15 protein-coding genes and 1 pseudogene are annotated in these 19,483 nt (G+C 71.1%); 2 read left to right on the top strand and 14 right to left on the bottom strand.

All coding sequences use genetic code 11. The features are described from left to right. Position 1: 1 nt before the first annotated feature. The 14 genes and pseudogenes from ACWDRW_RS24335 to ACWDRW_RS24400 form a co-directional block, all read right to left on the bottom strand. Complete coding sequence (locus ACWDRW_RS24335; protein ID WP_451726140.1) at positions 2 to 1,021, bottom strand: ADP-ribosylglycohydrolase family protein; 1,020 nt, start codon at positions 1,019 to 1,021, stop codon at positions 2 to 4. Continuing rightward, positions 1,018 to 1,734 (bottom strand): NUDIX hydrolase, encoded by a 717-nt coding sequence (locus ACWDRW_RS24340; protein WP_451726141.1) that lies wholly within the window; start codon positions 1,732 to 1,734, stop codon positions 1,018 to 1,020. The genes ACWDRW_RS24335 and ACWDRW_RS24340 overlap by 4 nt, the downstream gene beginning before the upstream one ends. A gap of 64 nt (positions 1,735 to 1,798) precedes the next feature. Further along, complete coding sequence (locus ACWDRW_RS24345; protein ID WP_451726142.1) at positions 1,799 to 3,208, bottom strand: MFS transporter; 1,410 nt, start codon at positions 3,206 to 3,208, stop codon at positions 1,799 to 1,801. Positions 3,209 to 3,259: 51 nt separating this feature from the next. Further along, a complete protein-coding gene (locus tag ACWDRW_RS24350; RefSeq protein ID WP_451726143.1) occupies positions 3,260 to 3,805 on the bottom strand; it encodes a TIGR03086 family metal-binding protein in 546 nt (181 codons plus the stop codon). After that, entirely contained in the window at positions 3,802 to 4,761 is a 960-nt protein-coding gene (locus tag ACWDRW_RS24355) for a sigma-70 family RNA polymerase sigma factor (protein ID WP_451726144.1), read from the bottom strand. The genes ACWDRW_RS24350 and ACWDRW_RS24355 overlap by 4 nt, the downstream gene beginning before the upstream one ends. Before the next feature lie 66 nt (positions 4,762 to 4,827). Beyond that, the gene (locus tag ACWDRW_RS24360) at positions 4,828 to 5,949 is read right to left on the bottom strand and encodes a pseudouridine synthase (protein ID WP_451726145.1); all 1,122 of its coding nucleotides are present in this window, start codon (positions 5,947 to 5,949) and stop codon (positions 4,828 to 4,830) included. Beyond that, on the bottom strand, positions 5,949 to 6,518 hold the full coding sequence (gene scpB, locus ACWDRW_RS24365) for an SMC-Scp complex subunit ScpB (protein WP_451726178.1): 570 nt from the start codon (positions 6,516 to 6,518) through the stop codon (positions 5,949 to 5,951). The genes ACWDRW_RS24360 and scpB overlap by 1 nt, the downstream gene beginning before the upstream one ends. Positions 6,519 to 6,586: 68 nt before the next feature. Then, on the bottom strand, positions 6,587 to 7,618 hold the full coding sequence (locus ACWDRW_RS24370; protein ID WP_451726146.1) for a segregation/condensation protein A: 1,032 nt from the start codon (positions 7,616 to 7,618) through the stop codon (positions 6,587 to 6,589). 18 nt (positions 7,619 to 7,636) lie between these two features. After that, on the bottom strand, positions 7,637 to 8,209 hold the full coding sequence (locus ACWDRW_RS24375) for a hypothetical protein (protein ID WP_451726147.1): 573 nt from the start codon (positions 8,207 to 8,209) through the stop codon (positions 7,637 to 7,639). Next, the gene (locus ACWDRW_RS24380) at positions 8,194 to 9,372 is read right to left on the bottom strand and encodes a ParA family protein (RefSeq protein ID WP_451726148.1); all 1,179 of its coding nucleotides are present in this window, start codon (positions 9,370 to 9,372) and stop codon (positions 8,194 to 8,196) included. The genes ACWDRW_RS24375 and ACWDRW_RS24380 overlap by 16 nt, the downstream gene beginning before the upstream one ends. A gap of 370 nt (positions 9,373 to 9,742) precedes the next feature. After that, complete coding sequence (ald, locus tag ACWDRW_RS24385; protein WP_451726149.1) at positions 9,743 to 10,867, bottom strand: alanine dehydrogenase; 1,125 nt, start codon at positions 10,865 to 10,867, stop codon at positions 9,743 to 9,745. A 135-nt stretch (positions 10,868 to 11,002) separates the two neighbouring features. Further along, positions 11,003 to 13,067, bottom strand: a pseudogene (locus ACWDRW_RS24390) (tetratricopeptide repeat protein). Positions 13,068 to 13,226: 159 nt separating this feature from the next. After that, the gene (locus ACWDRW_RS24395; RefSeq protein WP_451726150.1) at positions 13,227 to 13,853 is read right to left on the bottom strand and encodes an NUDIX domain-containing protein; all 627 of its coding nucleotides are present in this window, start codon (positions 13,851 to 13,853) and stop codon (positions 13,227 to 13,229) included. A 96-nt stretch (positions 13,854 to 13,949) separates the two neighbouring features. Further along, positions 13,950 to 15,599: a CTP synthase gene (locus ACWDRW_RS24400; RefSeq protein WP_451726151.1), complete on the bottom strand. Its 1,650-nt coding sequence runs from the start codon at positions 15,597 to 15,599 to the stop codon at positions 13,950 to 13,952. A gap of 520 nt (positions 15,600 to 16,119) precedes the next feature. Between ACWDRW_RS24400 and ACWDRW_RS24405 the strand changes: the two genes are divergently transcribed. After that, positions 16,120 to 17,922, top strand: coding sequence for a glycoside hydrolase family 15 protein (locus tag ACWDRW_RS24405; protein ID WP_451726179.1), 1,803 nt, complete (start codon positions 16,120 to 16,122; stop codon positions 17,920 to 17,922). A 306-nt stretch (positions 17,923 to 18,228) separates the two neighbouring features. After that, positions 18,229 to 19,449 carry an MFS transporter gene (locus ACWDRW_RS24410; RefSeq protein WP_451726152.1) on the top strand — a complete coding sequence of 407 codons (1,221 nt, stop codon included), beginning with the start codon at positions 18,229 to 18,231 and terminating at the stop codon, positions 19,447 to 19,449. The last annotated feature ends 34 nt before the right edge of the window (positions 19,450 to 19,483 follow it).

Genomic DNA, 19,483 nt, shown 5'->3' on the forward strand with positions numbered 1-19,483 from the left:
GCTAAGCGTCCCAGAGCGCGCCGAGGGTGAGCAGCTCGCCCCGGTACTCGATCCGGTCGACCCACGCGCGGGGCCATGCGTCGGCGCCGAGGTAGGCCCCCGCGAAGGCGCCCGTCAGACAGGCGATGGAGTCCGAGTCACCGGAGGAACAGGCCGCCCGCCGGATCGCCGTCACCGGCTCGTCGACGAAGAGCAGGAAGCACAGCAGCCCGGTGGCCAGCGCCTCCTCGGCGATCCACCCGGCGCCGGTCGCGAGGCACGGGTCGGTCTCGGCCGAGCCCGCCCGCACGGCCTCCTGGAGCCGCTCCAGCACCCCGAGGCACTCGTCCCAGCCGCGCGCGATGAAATGCTCCGGGGTGGGGTCCTGGTCGCGGGTCCACAGGTCGCCGAGCCAGGTGTGGTGGTAGCGGGTGCGGTTGTCGTAGGCGTACGACCGCAGCAGCCCGACCAGTCCGGTCGGCTCGGCGCCCTGCGCGAGCAGCCGTACGGCGTGCGCGGTGAGGTCGGAGGCGGCGAGCGCGGTGGGATGCCCGTGGGTCAGCGCGGACTGCAACTGGGCGGCGCCCGCGCGTTGCTCGTCGCCCAGTCCGGGGGCGAGGCCGATCGGGGCGACGCGCATGTTGGCGCCGCAGCCCTTGGAGTGGATCTGGCTGGCGTCCTGCCAGGGACGGCTCTCGTCCTTGAGGAGGCTGCAAGCCCTGAGGCACGTGTTGCCCGGCGCCCGGTTGTTCTCCGGTGACTGGTACCAGTTGACGAACTCCTCCCGCACCGGCCGCTCCAGGCGCTTGGGCGCGAGCATCCCCCGGTTCATCGCGGTCCGCAGCCCCGTGCCGAACGCCAGCGTCATCTGCGTGTCGTCGCTGACGATCGCCCGCTTCGGCAGCTCCATCTCCCGCCACGGCCCGCACTTGGCGAGGATCGAGGGCACGTCGTCGAACTCGGTCGGATAGCCCAGCGCGTCCCCGAGGGCGAGCCCCAGCAGGGATCCGGTGGCGGCGCGCTTGGTCGGGCGGGCGGTCATGCGGAGGGTCCTTCCGGGGTGGGCCGGAGCAGTGGCGGGTGAAGGGCGGCGGCGGTGCCCGCGCGGTAGAGGGCGGCGGGTTTGCCGCGGCCACCGGTGAGCCGGGAGGCGCCGGGGACCGGCTCGACGAAACCGGGCGTGGCGAGCACCTTGCGCCGGAAGTTCGGTCGGTCGAGGGCAGTGCCCCAGACGGCCTCGTAGACCTGCTGGAGCTCACCCAGGGTGAACTCGACCGGGCAGAAGGTCGTGGCCAGGCAGGTGTACTCCAGCTTGGCGCCGACGCGTTCGTGGGCGTCGGCGAGGATCCGGTCGTGGTCGAAGGCGAGGGCCTTCGCCTCGTCGTACGGCACCCAGCGCGCGTCCGCCGCGTCGCTGCCGCCGTGCGCCTCGGGCGCGTCGGGCAGCAGGGCGGCGAAGGCGACGGAGACGACCCGCATCCGGGGGTCGCGGTCGGGCTCGCTGTAGGTCCGCAGCTGTTCCAGGTGGAGCCCGGAGACATCCGACAGGCCGGTCTCCTCGGCGAGTTCGCGCCGGGCCGCCGTCTCCGCCGACTCGTCGGGCTGCACGAATCCCCCGGGCAGCGCCCAGCGTCCGGCGTACGGCTCCTGCCCCCGCTCGACCAGCAGCACATGCAGGACGCCGGCCCGCAGGGTGAGGACGGCGAGGTCGGCGGTGACGGCGAAGGGTTCGTAGGCGTGCTTGTCGTACTCCACGTCCACCTCCTTTAATGGTCAGAACGACTATAAAGAGGTGGGACGTGAACAGACAACCCCCCGGCTACCGGCGCGAGGGCGCCGCCACCGCCACCGCGGCCCCCACCGCCGCGAACGCCGCCGACACCCACAGGGCCGGCGCGACCCCGTCGAGGAACTCGGCCGGAGAGCCGTAGCCGCCGTAGGTCGTGAAGACCGCCGCCGCGATCGCGACGCCGAAGACCCCGCCGAGTTCCCGCAGGGCGTTGTTGACGCCGGCCGCGACGCCCGCCTCGCTGAGCGGGACCGAGGAGGTGACGGCGTTGGCGACGCTCGGGAAGACCATGGAGATGCCGACGCCCGCGACGATCAGCGGGACGACGAGGCTGCCGTAGCCGACACCGGGCTCGACCCGCCAGGCCAGCAGGCCGAGGCCGAGCGCCTGGAGGGTCAGCCCGCCCAGCATGAACGGCCGGGTGCCGTACCGGTCCGCGAGCGCGCCCGCGACCGGCGCGACCAGCAGCGGCATCGCGTTCCAGACCAGGATCCGCACGCCCGCCTCCAACGGCGAGTAGCCGAGCCCGAACTGGAACAGCTGCGTCATCATGAACAGCGCGCCGAGCAGCGAGGCGAAGAGCAGGAACCCCGCCGCGTTGGCGGTGGAGAAGCCGCGCCGCCGGAAGTGGCCGAGTGGCAGCATCGGATACCGCGCGCCCCGCCGCTCCCAGCCCAGGAAGGCGGCCACGAAGACGATCCCGACCGCCAGCGCGGTCAGCACCTCGGCGCTCTCCCAGCCCGCCTCCGGGGCCCGCACCGGCGCCCACGCCAGACCGGTGAGACCGACGGCCGCCAGGACCAGGCCGACGATGTCGAGCTGGGGCCGGGTTCCGAAGCTCTCCTGGAGCCTCGTGGCCGCGAAGGGCAGCATGGCCAGGCCGATCGGGACGTTCAGCCAGAAGATCCACTGCCAGGACAGCCCCTCGGTCACGGCCCCGCCCAGCACCGGCCCCGCGGCCACCCCGAGCCCGGTCACCCCGCCCCACACCCCGATCGCGACCCCCCGCTTCTCCGCCGGGAACGCCTCGCTGATGAGGGTCAGCGTGAGCGGCAGCAGTACGGCTGCCCCGGCGCCCTGCACCAGACGGGCCCCGATGAGCTGGCCCGAGCCGCCCGCCAGGGCCGCCGCGGCCGAGGCCAGCGTGAACACCGCGAGCCCGACGAGGTACATGCGCCGCCTGCCGAACCGGTCGCCGAGCGCGGCGCCGGTCAGGGTGAGGCAGGCGAAGGCCAGGTTGTAGGCGTTGATCGTCCATTCCAGCTCGGACAGGCTCGCCCCGAAGTCGGCGCGCAGCGCGGGCAGCGCGGTGGCCACGACCACCACGTCGAGGGAGCACAGCAGCGCCCCGAGCCCGGCGAGGACCACCGTCCACGCGCGCGGGGGCGACGCCCGGTCCGGGAGCGAGGTGCCGAGGGGAGACTTGAGGGTCTCGGTCATGGCCGTGCCTTCCGTGAGGTCCTGAGGTCACTCACGGAAGGCAGACCGGGCTCACCCCGGAAAGGAATCGCGCCGCCCCAGGAAGGCGAGCAGCCGGGTCTGCGCCCCCGCGCGGGACGACACCGGAACCGGGGCGGCGAACCGCACCCCCCGGTCCTCCCCCGCCACCACGCACCGCGCGACCGGCAGCAGCTCGGCCGCGAGGGCGTCCGGGATCGGCCGGGGCCGCCCGCCGGCCTGGGCCACGTCCCAGCCGTGCACGGCGATCTCGACGGCGCCCACGGCGGCCAGCACCCGCGCGTCCAGCGCCCGTTCGCCGACCCGCAATCGCTGCGGCGGTCCCGCCGCCCAGGCGCCCAGCACCGCGCACGCGCGCGTACGGAACCGGCACGCGCGGTCCTCCCGGGGCACCAGACCGATCCGACCGCCGCTCAACCCCTCGTACAGCGCGTCCATGGAGTCGTCGAGATGCCCGAGCAGCCGCGTCAGGTCCCACTCGGCGCACGGCGTGCCCCGCGTGAGGCTGTCCGACCGCACGTCGGCGACGCTGCCCAGGGCATAGGCGAGCGAACGCTCCAGCAGCTCACCGGGGTTCATCCGAGCACCCCGGGCAGCCCGAACCGGCCGAACACGTCGGTGTCCAGGAAGACGGTGATACGGCCGACCGCGCCCTCCTCGACGGTGAGCACCTGCAAGGAGTGCGCCCGCAGGACGCCGTCCGTCCCGCGTACGTACATCCCGACCGCCGGCTGCCCGTTCGCGCGCGTGGGCAGCATCCGCAAGGTGCCCGTCTCGTGCACGCGCGCCACCAGGAAGCGGTGCACCTCCTTGGCGCCGCGGAACCACTCCAGGTACGGCGGCATCTCCAGCTCCACGCCGTCCCGCAGGAGGACGAGCAGAGCCTCCATGTCGGCGTTCTCGAAGGCGGCGACGTACCGGTCGAGCACCTCACGGTCGGCTGCGCCGGACGGCTCGGTGACCAGGTCCTCCTGGGGCGCCACCGCGTCGAGTCGGGCACGCGCGCGCTGCAGGCTGCTCTTCACGGCCGCCGTGGACGTCCCGAGCAGGTCGGCGACCTCCGGCGCCCGCCAGGACAGCACGTCCCGCAGGATGAGCACCGCCCGCTGCCGGGCCGGCAGATGCTGGAGCGCGGCCACCAGCGCGAGCCGCAGGCTGCCCCGCGCGGCCGCCACCGACGCCGGGTCGACGAGCGTGTCGGGCAGCGGCTGGAGCCAGGGCACGTCCGTCGCGGGGGCCCTGAGGGGCTCCTCGGGCGTCTGGGAGGGCTCACCGAGCCCCGTGGGCAACGGACGGCGCGCGCGGCCCTCCAGCGCCGTCAGACACGTGTTGGTGGCGATCCTGTGCAGCCAGGTCCGCAGGGAGGCGCGGCCCTCGTAGCCGTCGTAGGACCGCCAGGCCCGCAGATAGGTCTCCTGCACCAGGTCCTCGGCCTCGTCGACCGAGCCCAGCATCCGGTAGCAGTGCGCGAGCAGCTCACGCCGGTACGGATCGGTCAGGCGTACGAACTCGTCGCGGTCCGTCGTCGCCACCATGGCCCTTCCTCTCGCCGGTCGTCAGTACAGACCGGCGAGAGGGCGAAAAGGCATCGGTGCCGAGGCCTACAGGTCGACTTCCTTCATCAGCATGCCGACCTCGGTGTTGGACAGCCGCCGCAGCCAGCCCGACTTCTGGTCGCCCAGGGTGATCGGGCCGAAGGAGGTGCGCACCAGCTTCTCCACGGGGAAGCCGGCCTCGGCCAGCATCCGGCGCACGATGTGCTTGCGCCCCTCGTGCAGGGTGACCTCGACGAGGTAGTTCTTGCCGGTCTGCTCGACCACCCGGAAGTGGTCCGCGCGCGCGTAGCCGTCCTCCAGCTGGATGCCGTCCTTCAGGCGCTTGCCCAGGTCGCGCGGGATCGGGCCGACGATGGCCGCGAGGTAGGTCTTCTTCACCCCGTACTTGGGGTGGGTCAGCCGGTGCGCCAGCTCACCGTGGTTGGTGAGCAGGATGACGCCCTCGGTCTCGGTGTCGAGCCGGCCGACGTGGAAGAGCCGCGTCTCCCGGTTGGTGACGTAGTCACCGAGGCACTGGCGGCCCTCCGGGTCCTCCATGGTGGAGACGACACCGGCGGGCTTGTTCAGCGAGAAGAACTGGTACGACTGCGTCGCCACGGTCAGGCCGTCGACCTTGACCTCGTCCTTCTCCGGGTCGACGCGCTTGCCCTGCTCCAGCACGATCTCGCCGTTGACCTCGACCCGCGCCTGCTCGATCAGCTCCTCGCAGGCCCGCCGGGAGCCGTAGCCCGCGCGCGCGAGGACCTTCTGCAGCCGCTCGCCCTCCTGCTCGGCGCCGGGGAAGGTCTTGGGCAGCTTGATGTCCTTCTTGCCCGCGTACCGCTCGCGGTTGCGCTCCTCGGCGCGGGTCTCGTACTCACGCGACTGGGCCGGTGCCGTACGGCCGCGCCCGGTGCCCTGGCCCTGCCTGGGGCCGCCCTTGGCACCGCCGCGCGCCGAGGCGCCACGCCCCGACTTCGGGCCGTCCTGGGTGGCGCCGGGGCCCACGTCGTAGCGCCGCTCCTCGGGGCGCGGCTTCTTGGGCCGGCCGCCCTGCCTGTCGTCGCGGTTGTTTCCGGCGCCGCGGTAGTTACCGCGGCCCGCGCTGCTCCCGCCGCGGCCGCCGCTGTTGCCACCACGGCTCCCGCCGTTGTTTCCGCTGCTGTTCCTGCCGCTGCTGCTTCGCATCAAAGTTCCGTCTTGTCGTCTGCGTCCTCGGAATCCGGAGCGTCCGGATCGAACGACGGTACGGCTTCCTGGGTCTCGGCCTCGATCGCCTCCGCCTCGGGCAGGAAGGGCGCGAGCTCCGGGAGCTCGTCCAGACCGCGCAGGCCCATCCGCTCCAGGAAGTAGTTCGTCGTCCTGTACAGGATCGCACCTGTTTCGGGTTCCGCGCCCGCCTCCTCGACCAGACCCCGCTGCAGCAGGGTGCGCATGACGCCGTCGCAGTTCACTCCGCGCACCGCCGAGACCCGGCTGCGGCTGACCGGCTGCCGGTACGCCACCACCGCGAGCGTCTCCAGGGCGGCCTGGGTCAGCCGGGCCTGCTGTCCGTCCAGGACGAAGCCCTCGACGGCGGGCGCGTACTCGGCCCGGGAGTAGAACCGCCAGCCGCCCGCGATCAGCCGCAGCTCGAAGCCCCGGCCCTGCGTGGTGTACTCGTCGGCCAGCTCGCGCAGGGCGTCCGCGATCTTCCGCTTGGGCCGCTGGAGGATCTTGGCGAGGTGCTCCTCGGTCGCGGGCTCGTCCACGACCATGAGGACGGCCTCCAGGGCCGGTTTGAGGTCGAGGTCGGCGACGGCGCCGAGCCCGCTGGTCTCCTCGCTCACGTCGTCCTCTCCTCGTCCTTGGCGGGCTCGGGCGGCCGGTCGAACTCGTCGGTCACCATCGGCCCGGCCTCCCCCTCCCCGCCCGTCCACCGGACGGTCAGCTCCCCGAGGGCGGTCTCCTGGTCGAGGGCGACGGCCTTCTCCCGGTACAGCTCCAGCAGCGCCAGGAAGCGCGCCACGACGGTGAGGGTGTCGTCGGTGTCCTCGACGAGCGCGCGGAAGCTGGCCTCGCCGAGCTCCTTCAGCCGCGCCACCACGATTCCGGCCTGCTCCTGCACGCTGACCAGCGGCGCGTGAATGTGGTCGACGTACACCTGCGGCTTGGGCTTGGGCTGCATCGCCTTCACGGCGAGCTTCGCGAAGCCGTCCGGGCCGATGCTGATGACCACCTCGGGCAGCAGTTCGGCATGGTGCGGTTCCAGTCCGACGGTACGGGGGTAGCGCCGGGCCTCCTCGTCGAGCCTGCGGTTGAAGATGTCGGCGATCTGCTTGTAGGCGCGGTACTGCAGCAGCCGCGCGAAGAGCAGGTCCCGGGCTTCGAGGAGGGCGAGGTCGGCCTCGTCCTCGACCTCGGCGGCGGGCAGCAGCCGGGCCGCCTTGAGGTCCAGCAGGGTGGCGGCGACCACCAGGAACTCGGTCGTCTCGTCCAGGTCCCAGTCCGGACCCATGGCCCGGATGTACGCCATGAACTCGTCGGTCACCTTGGACAACGCGACCTCGGTGACGTCCAGCTTGTGCTTGGAGATCAGCTGGAGGAGCAGATCGAAGGGGCCCTCGAAGTTGGCGAGACGGACCTTGAACACTCCGTCGTCGGACTCGGGTCCGCCGGGCACCGCGTCGGGCCCGGGCGCGGGGAGGCCGATCTCGGGCTCGGGTGCGGGCCCCGAAACAGGCGCGGGCTCCGGCTGCGGCTGTACGACCTCGGGCTCCGGCTCTGGCGGCGCCGCGACCCCCGGCCCCCTCCCCAGCGCACGGCGGCGCCCACCGGGGGCACCGGCGGTCGGGACGGGAGCGTCGTTCGAGGTCATGGCCCCCGCAGGCTACCGCTACCGCCCTCGAAGCCGTCGTACGAGGATGCTGGCGTCCCCGCGGGTCTCCAGATCCGCGAGCACCACGGCCACCGCCTCGCGGACGATCCGCCCGCGGTCGACCGCGAGCCCGTGCTCACCCCGGAGCACCAGACGGGCGTGCTCCAGGTCCATCAGCTCCTCGGCCGACACGTACACGGTGATCTTCTCGTCGTGCCGCTCACGGCCGCTGGGCCGCCGCGCGGCGGCCCGTCCGCGCTTGTTGCGCGGTGCCGCGGCGCCCGAGGCACCGCCAGAACCTTCCTGCGCGCCCTGCCGCCGCCCGGAGCGCTCCGCGGCCCGGCTCCGGGACTCCCCGGACTCGGCCGGGTCGGCGTCCGCCGCGACATGCTCCGCGCCCTCACCGTCCCCGCCCTGCGCGGGCACGGCCTGCGGCACGTCCTCCGCGGCGGCTGCGTCGCTCTCCCCCGCGGGAGCGGGCACCCGGGCCTCGCCGTTGGCCCCTCGCCGGGGAGTGGACGCCTGCAGCGCCATCCCCCCTGTCGTACGGAACAGTTCGTCGGCCCCCGGCAGACTCACTCGGCGTGACACCGGGCGAGCACCTCCCTGGCGAGCTGGCGATAGGCGGCGGCACCGACGGAGTTGGAGGCGTACGTGGTGATCGGCTCACCGGCGACCGTGGTCTCCGGGAAGCGGACCGTGCGCCCGATGACCGTGTGGTAGACGTGGTCGTCGAACGCCTCGACGACCCGCGCGAGCACCTCACGGCTGTGCACGGTGCGCGAGTCGTACATCGTGGCGAGGATCCCGTCGAGTTCCAGCTCCGGGTTGAGCCGCTCCTGGACCTTCTCGATGGTCTCCGTCAGCAGCGCCACGCCACGCAGGGCGAAGAACTCGCACTCGAGCGGCACGATCACCTTGTGAGCCGCCGTCAGGGCGTTCACGGTGAGCAGGCCGAGCGAGGGCTGACAGTCGATCACGATGTAGTCGTAGTCCGCCATGAGCGGCTTCAGGGCGCGCTGGAGCGTGGACTCGCGCGCGACCTCGGAGACCAGTTGGACCTCCGCCGCCGACAAGTCGATATTGCTGGGCAGCAGGTCCATGTTCGGGACCGCGGTCTTCAGCAGGACCTCGTCGGCCGACATACCCCGCTCCATGAGCAGGTTGTAGACGGTGAGGTCGAGCTCCATCGGGTTGACGCCGAGTCCGACCGACAGCGCGCCCTGCGGGTCGAAGTCCACGAGCAGGACCCGACGTCCGTACTCCGCCAGCGCGGCACCCAGGTTGATGGTCGACGTCGTCTTGCCCACGCCGCCCTTCTGGTTGCACATCGCGATGATCTTCGCCGGACCGTGGTCGGTCAGCGGCCCCGGGATAGGGAAGTACGGCAGCGGCCGTCCGGTCGGGCCGATGCGCTCGCGACGCTGGCGTGCGGCGTCGGGCGCGAGTGTGGCCGCGTACTCGGGGTCGGGCTCGTATTCCGCGTCGGGATCGTAGAAGTGTCCCTCGGGCAGTTCGTCGTAGTCGGCGAAGTGGTTGTGGGGCGCGCCACTTCCGTCGCCGGCCATGGCGTTCACGTGATGGCCATCCATGCTCTGGTGTGCTGACAGGGTCACGCCGGTCTGCTGGTGACTCTGGTGGGCTGCGAAGGTGCGCACCGCGACGGAGCCGACAGCCTCGAACCCCGCGGGAGCCTGGCCCCGCACTGGGCTTCCTGGTTGACCACCACCGGGAGAAAATGTCGACTCATTCACAAGTCGTCTTACCTCCTTGGTGACCAGGAAACTTCTAGACAAGGTCAGCGTGGCACCATGCCGACAGTCGGCGACTCTATGGCGTGTCGGGCGTCCGCAGCAACACAATCCGCCGGACCCGGCACGATGTGTCGGCAATGAAACATCCCTCTGTCAAGGGCGTACGGCCGTCGCACAGTAGGTTTCACCGGTGTGCGAATCGGTCGAAGGGTTACGTTCGAGGCGAGTTGACCTAGCGTCGCAAAGTGACCATACACACATCCGGCCGGACCTTGTCGGCAAGGTCCGGCCGGGTGTGCGACGTTGACGATCCGTGTTGACGTATCGCCTTTACGAAAAGGTGACTTAGCCGTTCGCCGGTGGCGCCGGCTCAGCCGAGCAGCGACTCCAGCTCCACGTGCTCCAGGCCGTGCGCCTCGGCGACCTCGCGGTAAACGACCTTGCCGTCATGGGTGTTGAGACCCTTGGCGAGGGCCGCGTCCCGGCGCAGCGCCTCGACCCAGCCGTTGTTGGCCAGCGAGACGATGTACGGCAGCGTGGCGTTGGTGAGCGCGTACGTGGAGGTGTTGGGCACCGCGCCCGGCATGTTGGCGACGCAGTAGAAGACCGAGTCGTGGACCTGGAAGGTCGGCTCGGCGTGCGTGGTGGGGCGGGAGTCCTCGAAGCAGCCGCCCTGGTCGATCGCGATGTCGACAAGGACACTTCCCGGCTTCATGCGCGAGACGAGCTCGTTGGTGACCAGCTTGGGGGCCTTGGCTCCGGGGATGAGCACCGCGCCGATGACGAGGTCGGCGTCCAGGACGGCCTTCTCCAGCTCGAAGGCGTTGGACATGATCGCCCGCACCTTGGTGCCGAAGACCTTGTCCGCCTCGCGCAGCTTGTTGATGTCACGGTCGAGCAGCGTGACGTGGAAGCCCATGCCGACGGCGATCTGGGTGGCGTTCCAGCCGGAGACACCGCCGCCGATCACGACGGCCTTGGCGGGCTGGGTGCCGGGGACACCGCCGGGCAGCACACCGCGGCCACCGGCCGAGCGCATCAGGTGGTAGGCGCCGACCTGCGGGGCGAGCCGGCCCGCGACCTCGGACATCGGGGCGAGCAGCGGGAGCGCGCGGTTCGGCAGCTCGACCGTCTCGTAGGCGATGGCGGTGGTGCCGGACTCGATCAGGGCGTCCGTGCACTCCTTGGAGGCGGCCAGGTGCAGGTAGGTGAAGAGCGTCTGGTCCTTGCGGAGGCGGTGGTACTCCTCGGCGATGGGCTCCTTGACCTTCAGCAGCAGGTCAGCGGCGGCCCACACCTCGTCGGCGGTGTCCAGGATCTGGGCACCGGCGGCCACGTACTCGGCGTCCGGGATCGAGGAGCCGATGCCGGCGCCACGCTCGATGACGACCTGGTGGCCGTTGCGCACCAGTTCGTGCACACCGGCGGGGGTGATGGCCACCCGGAACTCGTTGTTCTTGACCTCGCGGGGGATGCCGACCTTCACGTCGATCACGGTCCTTGGCTCAGAGGGTGTGGGGCATTGCAAGACATACCCAGGCATGCGGGGGCACACCGGGAGACACCGCAGGAGAAGGTGCGGCAGAGCCAGTTTAATGAAGGTGTTCCCGCTGTCTAGCCTTTCATTGCATCAATCTTCAGCGGATGCACTACGGATTTCGCAGGCTCTGCTCCTCTGTAGTGCCCTCTTCTGACTCGGGTTCCCCCTCCAGGAGCTCCTCACCCAGCATGCGCTCGGCCGCCCCGCGGTGCAGTCGAGCCGCGGCGGAGTCCCCGAGATGCTCCAGCGTGTCCGCCAGCCGCAGATGCAGCGCGGCCTGCAGCCGTACGTCCTCGGCGCGGCGCGCCCACTCCACCGCCTCCTGGCAGGTGGCGAGGGACTCCTCGGGCCGGCCGGCGTACTCCTGGACCCGGGCCAGCTCACTCAACGCCCGCGCGTGGGCGGCGACATCACCGAGGCGGCGGTGCCCGGCGACGGCGGCCCGCCAGTTGCGCTGCGCCTCGCCGTAGCGCCCCGCGAAGGTGTGCGCGGCGCCGATCCGGCCGTACAGGCGGGCGGCCTCCGCGCGCTCGTCCCGGGCCAGCCGCTGGGCGAGGGCGCGGCCGAACCAGTCGGCGGCCCGGTCGTAGTCGCCGAGCTCCAGATGGGCACCGCCTACGGATTCCATCGCGCGGCCGGTCGCGTACGGGTCGTTCGCCTCCCGTCCGGCGTCCAGGGCGGCCCGGTACCGGGCCAGCGCCTCCTTCGTCCGGCCGGTCCTGGCGTCGAGGTCGCCGAGGTTCAGCAGGGCTGCGGCCTGCTCGCGGGGCAGATTCCGGCGCTCGGCCACGTCCAGCACCAATCCGTGGATCCCGTACAGGTCGCCCGCCGCGGCCCGGGTGCCGAAGTGGGCGACCATCGCCCGCACCAGCTGGGACATCAGCCGCCGGGCCAGGGTGTCGAGGTCTCCGTCGGCGACGGCGAGCCGGGCCGCGGCGAGCAGGGCGGGCCTGCGGATGCGCAGCCAGTCGGCCGCCGCGCGCGGGTTCGGGAAGCGCAGGGAGCGCGGCATGCCGAGGAGCTTCTCGCGCGCCTGCGGACTGTCGGTCTCGGTGATCGCGCGGCACGACTGGAGCAGCCGCACGGTCCGCTCCAGCATGCGGGCGCGGGCCAGCTGAAGCTCGGCGGGCCGGTCCTGGGTCTCGGTGAGCGCCCGGAGCAGGGGGTGCAGACAGCCGGGGACTTCGTACTGGGGCAGAGGCGAGTCCACGGCCCGCAGCAGGCCGAGGGCGACGAAGTCGTCCAGGGTGGTGCGGGCGCCGCTGACCGAGCAGCCGGCCAGCGCGGAGGCGGTGTGCGGGTCGACGAGGCCCGCCGGAGCGAGGCTGAGCAGTCGCAGTATCCGGGCGGCCGGAGTGGGCAGGGCGGTGTAGGCGAGCCGGAGGACCTGGGCCAGCGGGGTGCCGGCGGTGTCCTCGTCGAGCTCGGCGTGCAACTGCTTGGCGAGGTCGGCCACGGCGGACTTGGGCCGGGCGGCGAGCCAGCCGCCGGCCAGGGTCAGCGCGGCGGGCTGCGCCTGGCACTCCTCGACCAGGTCTTCGGCGGCCCGCGGGTCGACGGTGATCCGCACCGATCCCGCGTACCGGGACAGCAGTTCCACCGCCGACTTGGTGTCCAGGCCGCCGAGGGTGCACGGGCGGACGTCGGAGATCCCGGTGAGCGGCCCGGCCGACACGGCGACGACCAGGCAGTCCGGGGTGTCCGGCAGCAGCGCGTCGACCTGTTCGGCGGTGGCCGCGTCGTCGAGCAGGAGCAGGACCCTGCGGTCGGCGAGCGCCTCGCGCAGCGCGGCGGTGAGGTCGTCCTCGGCGGCGCCGGCCGGGGTCGGCAGCTCCAGGGCGGTGAGCAGATCGCGCGCCACGGAGTCGACGGGTACGGGAGTGCCGTCGGGCTCGCTGAGCCGGGCCCGCAGCACGCCGTCGCCGTAACGGTCCGCTACCTGCCGGACGAGTTCCTCGGCGAGGGAGGTGCGACCGGAACCGGGGCGCCCGGCGATCAGCAGCACCCGCGCGCGGGGGGCCTTCTTGCCGGAGATCGTGTCGAGTCCCGCTCGCTCGATGTCGGCGAGCAGCTCCTTCAACTCGCGTGTCCGGCCCAGAAATTGACCGTGGGTCGACAGCTGAACGCCGCCTGTGTCCACCGCCTGATCCGTCACGGGCCACACTCCCGTCCCACCGCACGCGCAAGCCCGCCGGGATTCCGGATACGGGCGTGTTTCAGAGCCTAGTTCACGCTCTGCAACGAGCCGTGTGGAGCACGACGGAGGGAAGGAAGACTCCCTCGATCGGATCAACAGATCGTAAGACCAAGAGGGTCAGGCCTCGAACGGCCTCGCGGGCCAAGGCGCATCCGCCGGACGCAGCCCGTCGAGCCCGCCCGAGGCCCGCGCCGCGACCAGCGACAGAACGCCCACCACTAGGCAGTTGTTGTGCAGCTCCCCCGCGAGGACCCCCTGGACCAGTTCGGCGAGCGGCACGCGCGCGTGTTCCATGTCCGCCTCCTCGTCCTCGACCGTGAAGCGCTCGCCCTCGGCCTCGGAGAGGTCGCGGGCCAGAAAGACCCGTACCGCCTCGTCGCAGCCGCCCGCCGTGGTGTAGACGTCCGTCAGCACCCGCCAGTCCTCGGCCTTGACGTGGGCCTCCTCGTAGAGCTCGCGCTGGGCCGCGTGCAGCGGGTTCTCACCGGGGACGTCGAGCAGCCCGGCCGGGATCTCCCACAGCTTGTGCCGTACGGGGTGCCGGTACTGCTTGATCAGCAGCACCCGGTCCTCCTCGTCGAGGGCGAGCACGGCGACCGAGCCCGGGTGGACCTGGTAGTCGCGGCGCACCACGCTGCCGTCGGGCATGACCACGTCGTCGGTGCGGACGGAGGTCTTGTTGCCCACGAAGGGGGTGTCCGTCGCCCGGATCTCCCACTCCTGCGGGGTGTCCTTGATCGTCATGCCCTGGCCTTCCACACGCTTGAAAAGAACCCGCCAAAGAAAACCGGGGTGCGAACCATTGAAGGTTTGCACCCCGGCCACCGTACAACTGTCGTGTTACTTCGAGATCTTCCGCTCGACCGCCGCCTTCACCAGACCCGCGAACAGCGGGTGGGGGCGGGTCGGGCGCGAGCGCAGCTCCGGGTGCGCCTGCGTCGCCACCAGGTAGGGGTGGACGTCGCGGGGGTACTCGACGTACTCCACGAGCTTGCCGTCGGGGGACGTTCCGGAGAACAGGATGCCCGCCTTCTTCTCCAGCTCCGCGCGGTAGGCGTTGTTCACCTCGTAGCGGTGACGGTGCCGCTCCTCGACGTACTCCTTGCCGTCGTACACCTCGCGCACGATCGATCCCTCGGCCAGCTTGGCCGGGTACATGCCCAGGCGCATCGTTCCGCCCATGTCGCCCTCGCCGGCGACGATGTCGAGCTGCTCGGCCATCGTGGAGATGACCGGGTGGCCCGTGGCCGGGTCGAACTCGGTGGAGTTGGCGTCGCCGATGTCGGCGAGGTTGCGCGCCGCCTCGATCACGATGCACTGCAGGCCCAGGCAGAGGCCCAGCAGCGGGATCTTGTTCTCGCGGGCGAACTTGATCGCGCCGACCTTGCCGAGCACACCGCGGTCGCCGAAGCCGCCCGGGATGCAGATGCCGTCGACGTCACCGAGCTGCGCCTTGGCGCCGGCCGGGGTCTTGCAGTCGTCGGAGGTGACCCACTTGATCTTCACGCGGGCCTTGTTGGCGAAGCCGCCCGCGCGCAGCGCCTCGGTGACCGAGAGATAGGCGTCGGGCAGGTCGATGTACTTGCCGACCAGGGCGAGGGTGATCTCGTGGTCGGGGTTGTGGACGCGGTCGAGCAGGTCGTCCCAGGTCGTCCAGTCCACGTCGCGGAACGGCAGGTCCAGCTTGCGGACGACGTAGGCGTCCAGGCCCTCGCCGTGCACGGTCTTAGGGATGTCGTAGATGGAGCGGGCGTCGGGGCAGGCGACCACGGCGGCCTCGTCGACGTCGCACATCAGCGAGATCTTCCGCTTGATCGCGGTGGGCACCTCGCGGTCGCAGCGCAGCACGATCGCGTCCGGCTGGATACCGATGTTCCGGAGGGCCGCAACCGAGTGCTGGGTCGGCTTCGTCTTCAGCTCTCCCGAGGGGCCGATGTACGGCAGGAGCGAGATGTGGACGACGAAGACGTTGTCACGGCCGACCTCGTGACGGACCTGGCGGACGGTCTCGAGGAAGGGCAGCGACTCGATGTCGCCGACCGTGCCGCCGACCTCCGTGATGACGACGTCGACCTCGTCGGTCGCCATCCGCCGGATGCGGTGCTTGATCTCGTTGGTGATGTGCGGGATGACCTGCACGGTGTCGCCCAGGTACTCGCCGCGCCGCTCCTTGGCGATCACCGTCGAGTAGACCTGTCCTGTAGTGACATTGGCGGAGCCGTCCAAGTCACGGTCGAGGAAGCGCTCGTAATGTCCGATGTCCAGGTCCGTCTCGGCGCCGTCGTTGGTGACGAACACCTCACCGTGCTGGAAGGGGTTCATCGTCCCCGGGTCGACGTTCAGATACGGGTCGAGCTTCTGCATCACGACGCGCAGTCCCCGCGCCTTGAGCAGCATGCCAAGACTGGAGGCGGTGAGGCCCTTGCCGAGCGAGGAGGCGACACCCCCGGTGACGAAGATGTGCTTGGTCGTCGTGGATTTGGGCGTCATGGCCAAGGCGGGGCTCCCGTGGTCGCGTTCTGGGGTGCGGTGCGGCGTTCTCACCGGGGATTCCGGAGTCGCCGTCGCTGCGGTTCGGGGGTTTTTCTCCCACCGGTCCACGGGCTACCAGGGTATCAGCGCCTCGGGGCGATGGCTTCCGGCCACGCTCCGCGCACGTGTCGCCACGGAGGCCGACACGGGCCCGCTCGGGCTCACCGGTTTCTCACCCGTTGCTCACCCGTTCGGCCCATCCACGTTGCCCGGAGCGGCACGCAGATCATCTACGTGCGTCGTATCCTCGTCGGACACTCACTGCCGAGCCGGACCGGCAAGACGGCACCACCCCAGCCCGTACGACCGGAACGACGAGAGCTCGTCAGTTCGTTGAGCAACAATGGGCGTTTTGCCTCACGGCGGAGCGGCTGCTTTGCTTCACCGCTCAACGACGCATTACAACGACCCCTTGACCGCACTAGCGACCGCCCCCTGTTCCCCGGGGGGTGACGTGGCCGTTCGACTGGAGTTGCACGTGGCCGGGCGCATCGAAGACTACGCACTCATCGGAGACATGCAGACCGCGGCACTGGTCTGCCGGGACGGCACAGTCGACTGGCTGTGCCTGCCCCGCTTCGACTCGCACGCCATCTTCGCCGGTCTGCTGGGGACCGAGGAACACGGTTTCTGGCGGCTCGGGCCCGCGCACGCGGCGGACTCGGCGCCGCCGGTCGCGGCCCGGCGCGGTTACCGCGGGGACTCGCTGATCCTGGAGTCCGAGTGGGACACCCCGCGCGGCACGGTCCGAGTGACCGATTTCATGCCCCCGCGTGACGGCGCCCCGCAGCTGATCCGCATCGTGGAGGGCGTCTCCGGACGCGTCCGGATGCGCTCGGCCCTCAGGATGCGGTTCTCCTACGGCCGGGTCGTGCCGTGGGTGCACAAGCACGAGGGACGTACGGTGGCCGTGGCGGGCCCGGACTCGGTCTGGTTCGACACCGAGTGCGAGACCTACGGCAAGTCGCTGACGACGTACTCCGACTTCACCGTCGCCCCCGGCGACCGGATCGCGTTCACGATCTCCTGGCAGCCCTCGCACCACCAGCCGCCGCCGCTGCCCGAGCCCGAGCAGTCGCTGGAGGCCACCGAGGAGTTCTGGCGCGAGTGGGTCGAGCACTGTACCTACCACGGCCCCTACCGCGAGGCCGTGATCCGCTCGCTGATCACGCTGAAGGCACTGACGTACGCGCCCACCGGCGGCATCGTCGCGGCGCCCACGACCTCGTTGCCCGAGGAGATCGGCGGGGTCCGCAACTGGGACTACCGCTACACCTGGCTCAGGGACGCCGCGATCACGCTGTCGTCCCTCCTGCGCACCGGCTACCGCGAAGAGGCCCGCGCCTGGCGCGAGTGGCTGCTGCGCGCGGTGGCGGGCGACCCGGAGAACCTCCAGATCATGTACGGCATCGCCGGCGAGCGCGAGCTCGGCGAGGCGGAGCTGGACTGGCTGCCCGGCTACGAGAACTCCGCCCCGGTCCGGGTCGGCAACGGAGCCGCCCACCAGCTGCAGCTGGACGTCTACGGCGAGGTCACGGAGGCCCTGCACCTCGGCCACATGACCGGGCTCGCCCGCAACGACTACGCCTCGGTGCTCCAGCTGAAGCTGATCCGCTACCTGGAGGACCACTGGAACGAGCCGGACGAGGGCATCTGGGAGGTGCGCGGCCCGCGCCGCCACTTCGTGCACTCCAAGGTCATGGCCTGGGTCGCGGTGGACCGCACCATCAAGCTGATCGAGTCCGGTGACGCGGACGGTCCGCTGGAACGCTGGCGCGAGCTGCGCGACGACATCCACCGGGACGTGTGCGAGAAGGGCTACGACAAGGAACGCAACACCTTCACCCAGTCCTACGGCTCGAAGGAGCTGGACGCCTCGCTGCTGCTGATCCCGCAGATGGGCTTCCTGCCGCCGGACGACAAGCGGGTGATCGGCACCATCGAGGCGATCCAGCGCGAGCTGTCCACCTCGGACGGTTTCATCCTGCGCTACCCGACGCAGGGCGAGGACGAGGGCGTCGACGGCCTCCCCGGCGACGAGGGTGCCTTCCTGGCCTGTTCGTTCTGGATGGCGGACGACCTGGCGATGATCGGCCGGGTCGACGAGGCCCGCAAGCTGTTCGAGAAGTTGCTGGCACTGCGCAACGACCTCGGACTGCTGGCCGAGGAGTGGGACCCGCGCCTGCAGCGCCAGGTGGGCAACTTCCCGCAGGCGTTCAGCCACGTCCCGCTGATCGACACGGCCCTGCGCCTGACGGCGTCGGGCGCGTACGGCGGCTGACCGGGACCACCACCTGTTCAAGGGCCTCCCCGCCAAGGGCCTCCCCTCTGGGGGAGGCCCTTTCGCTTAATTCCTTTCTTCAGGCTTTACGTCGACTACAGAGCCGGTCGAACAAGGGTCGAATGTGATTCCCGCCACAGGGTTATTCCTGGACAGTCGCGCGGAGACCCCGATTCGATAGAACCCGGCGAGGCCAAAAGTCTCGGCCTCAACGACGGGGAATTACCCGAATCTTGTCGTTGGCAATGGCGCTGAACGAGAGGTGTAGGGCGTGTTGGTTGGCGAAGCAGAAAACGCGGGCCCACCATGCTGAGCCGGATCCTCCCGGCCCGCGGTCCCGCGCGTGTCCTGATCGGCATCACCCTGGTCCACACGATGGGCCAGGGACTCTGGATGGCGCTCAACGCCATCTACGCCACCACGGTCCTCGACCTCTCCCCCGGCCAGTTCGGCCTCGGCGTCGGTGTCGCCGCCGCGGTCGCCCTCGCGGTCAGCACCCCGACCGGTCATCTGGCCGACCGGATCGGCCCGCGCTCCGTCCAGATCTGGTCCTTCGTCGCCCTCGGGCCGCTCACCGCGGCCCTCCTCGCCGTCGACGGCTTCGCCCAGTACGTGGCCGTGGTCAGCGTGCAGGCCATCGCCTACAGCGCCAGCCGCAGCGCCCGTCTCGCCATGGTGGCGGGCCTCGTGCCGCCCGAGGAGCGGGTCTCCCTGCGCGCCTATCTGCGCGCCACCAGCAACGTCAGCGTCTCCGTCGGCGCGGCGCTGGCCGGGCTGCTGCTCGCCGTCGACTCCGTCGCGGCGTACAAGCTATCGGTCGTCTTCAACGCCGCCACCTACCTGGCCACCGGCCTGCTGACCCTGCTGCTGCCCTCGGTCCCGCCCCAGCCGGCCCGGCCCGGGCCCACGCTCATCGTGCTGCGGGACCGGCCCTACCTCACCTTCATCGTGCTGGACGGACTGCTGTCCATGCACAACCTGCTGCTCGACGTCGTCCTGCCGCTGTGGGTCCTGCACCACACGGACGCCCCCCGGTGGATGATCGCGGCCATCCTGCTCACCAATACCGTCGCCGTGGTCCTGCTCCAGGTCAGGGCGGCGCGCGGGACGGACGAGCCGGCCGCCGCGGCGAGGGCTTCGCGCTCGGGCTCGTGGTGTCTGGCGGTGGCCTGCCTCGTGTTCGCGCTGACCGGCGGTGCCTCCGCGGCGGTCGCCGGTGTGCTGCTCCTGGTCGGCGCGCTCGCCCATGTGCTGGGTGAGATCCGCCAGTCCGCCGGGAGCTGGGGCATGTCGTTCGGTCTCGCGCCCGAGCACGCCCAGGGCCAGTACCAGGGCACCTACGCCATGGGCGCGGACCTGGGCAAGATGATCGCTCCTGTCCTGCTGACCTGGCTCGTCATCGAGCACGGAACCGTCGGCTGGATCGTCACGGCCGTCGGCTTCGCACTGGTCGGAGCCACCATGCCGGCCGTCGTGAACTGGGCGACGCGCAGCGGAAAGGCCACCGCCGATTACGTCGCGGCCTGATCCGACGAATTCCGGCATTCCCCCGAGGCTTCTT

It is taken from the genome of Streptomyces sp. NPDC003635 (genome assembly GCF_053587635.1).

What these genes read in the sequence shown, in the direction of transcription:
- ACWDRW_RS24370 (WP_451726146.1), bottom strand. Translation starts at nt 7,618, where the DNA reads ATGACCTCGAACGACGCTCCCGTCCCGACCGCCGGTGCCCCCGGTGGG.
- ACWDRW_RS24355 (WP_451726144.1), bottom strand. Translation starts at nt 4,761, where the DNA reads ATGGTGGCGACGACGGACCGCGACGAGTTCGTACGCCTGACCGATCCG.
- ACWDRW_RS24360 (WP_451726145.1), bottom strand. Translation starts at nt 5,949, where the DNA reads ATGCGAAGCAGCAGCGGCAGGAACAGCAGCGGAAACAACGGCGGGAGC.
- ACWDRW_RS24345 (WP_451726142.1), bottom strand. Translation starts at nt 3,208, where the DNA reads ATGACCGAGACCCTCAAGTCTCCCCTCGGCACCTCGCTCCCGGACCGG.
- scpB (WP_451726178.1), bottom strand. Translation starts at nt 6,518, where the DNA reads ATGGTCGTGGACGAGCCCGCGACCGAGGAGCACCTCGCCAAGATCCTC.
- ACWDRW_RS24335 (WP_451726140.1), bottom strand. Translation starts at nt 1,021, where the DNA reads ATGACCGCCCGCCCGACCAAGCGCGCCGCCACCGGATCCCTGCTGGGG.
- ACWDRW_RS24395 (WP_451726150.1), bottom strand. Translation starts at nt 13,853, where the DNA reads ATGACGATCAAGGACACCCCGCAGGAGTGGGAGATCCGGGCGACGGAC.
- ACWDRW_RS24410 (WP_451726152.1), top strand. Translation starts at nt 18,229, where the DNA reads ATGCTGAGCCGGATCCTCCCGGCCCGCGGTCCCGCGCGTGTCCTGATC.
- ACWDRW_RS24350 (WP_451726143.1), bottom strand. Translation starts at nt 3,805, where the DNA reads ATGAACCCCGGTGAGCTGCTGGAGCGTTCGCTCGCCTATGCCCTGGGC.
- ACWDRW_RS24400 (WP_451726151.1), bottom strand. Translation starts at nt 15,599, where the DNA reads ATGACGCCCAAATCCACGACGACCAAGCACATCTTCGTCACCGGGGGT.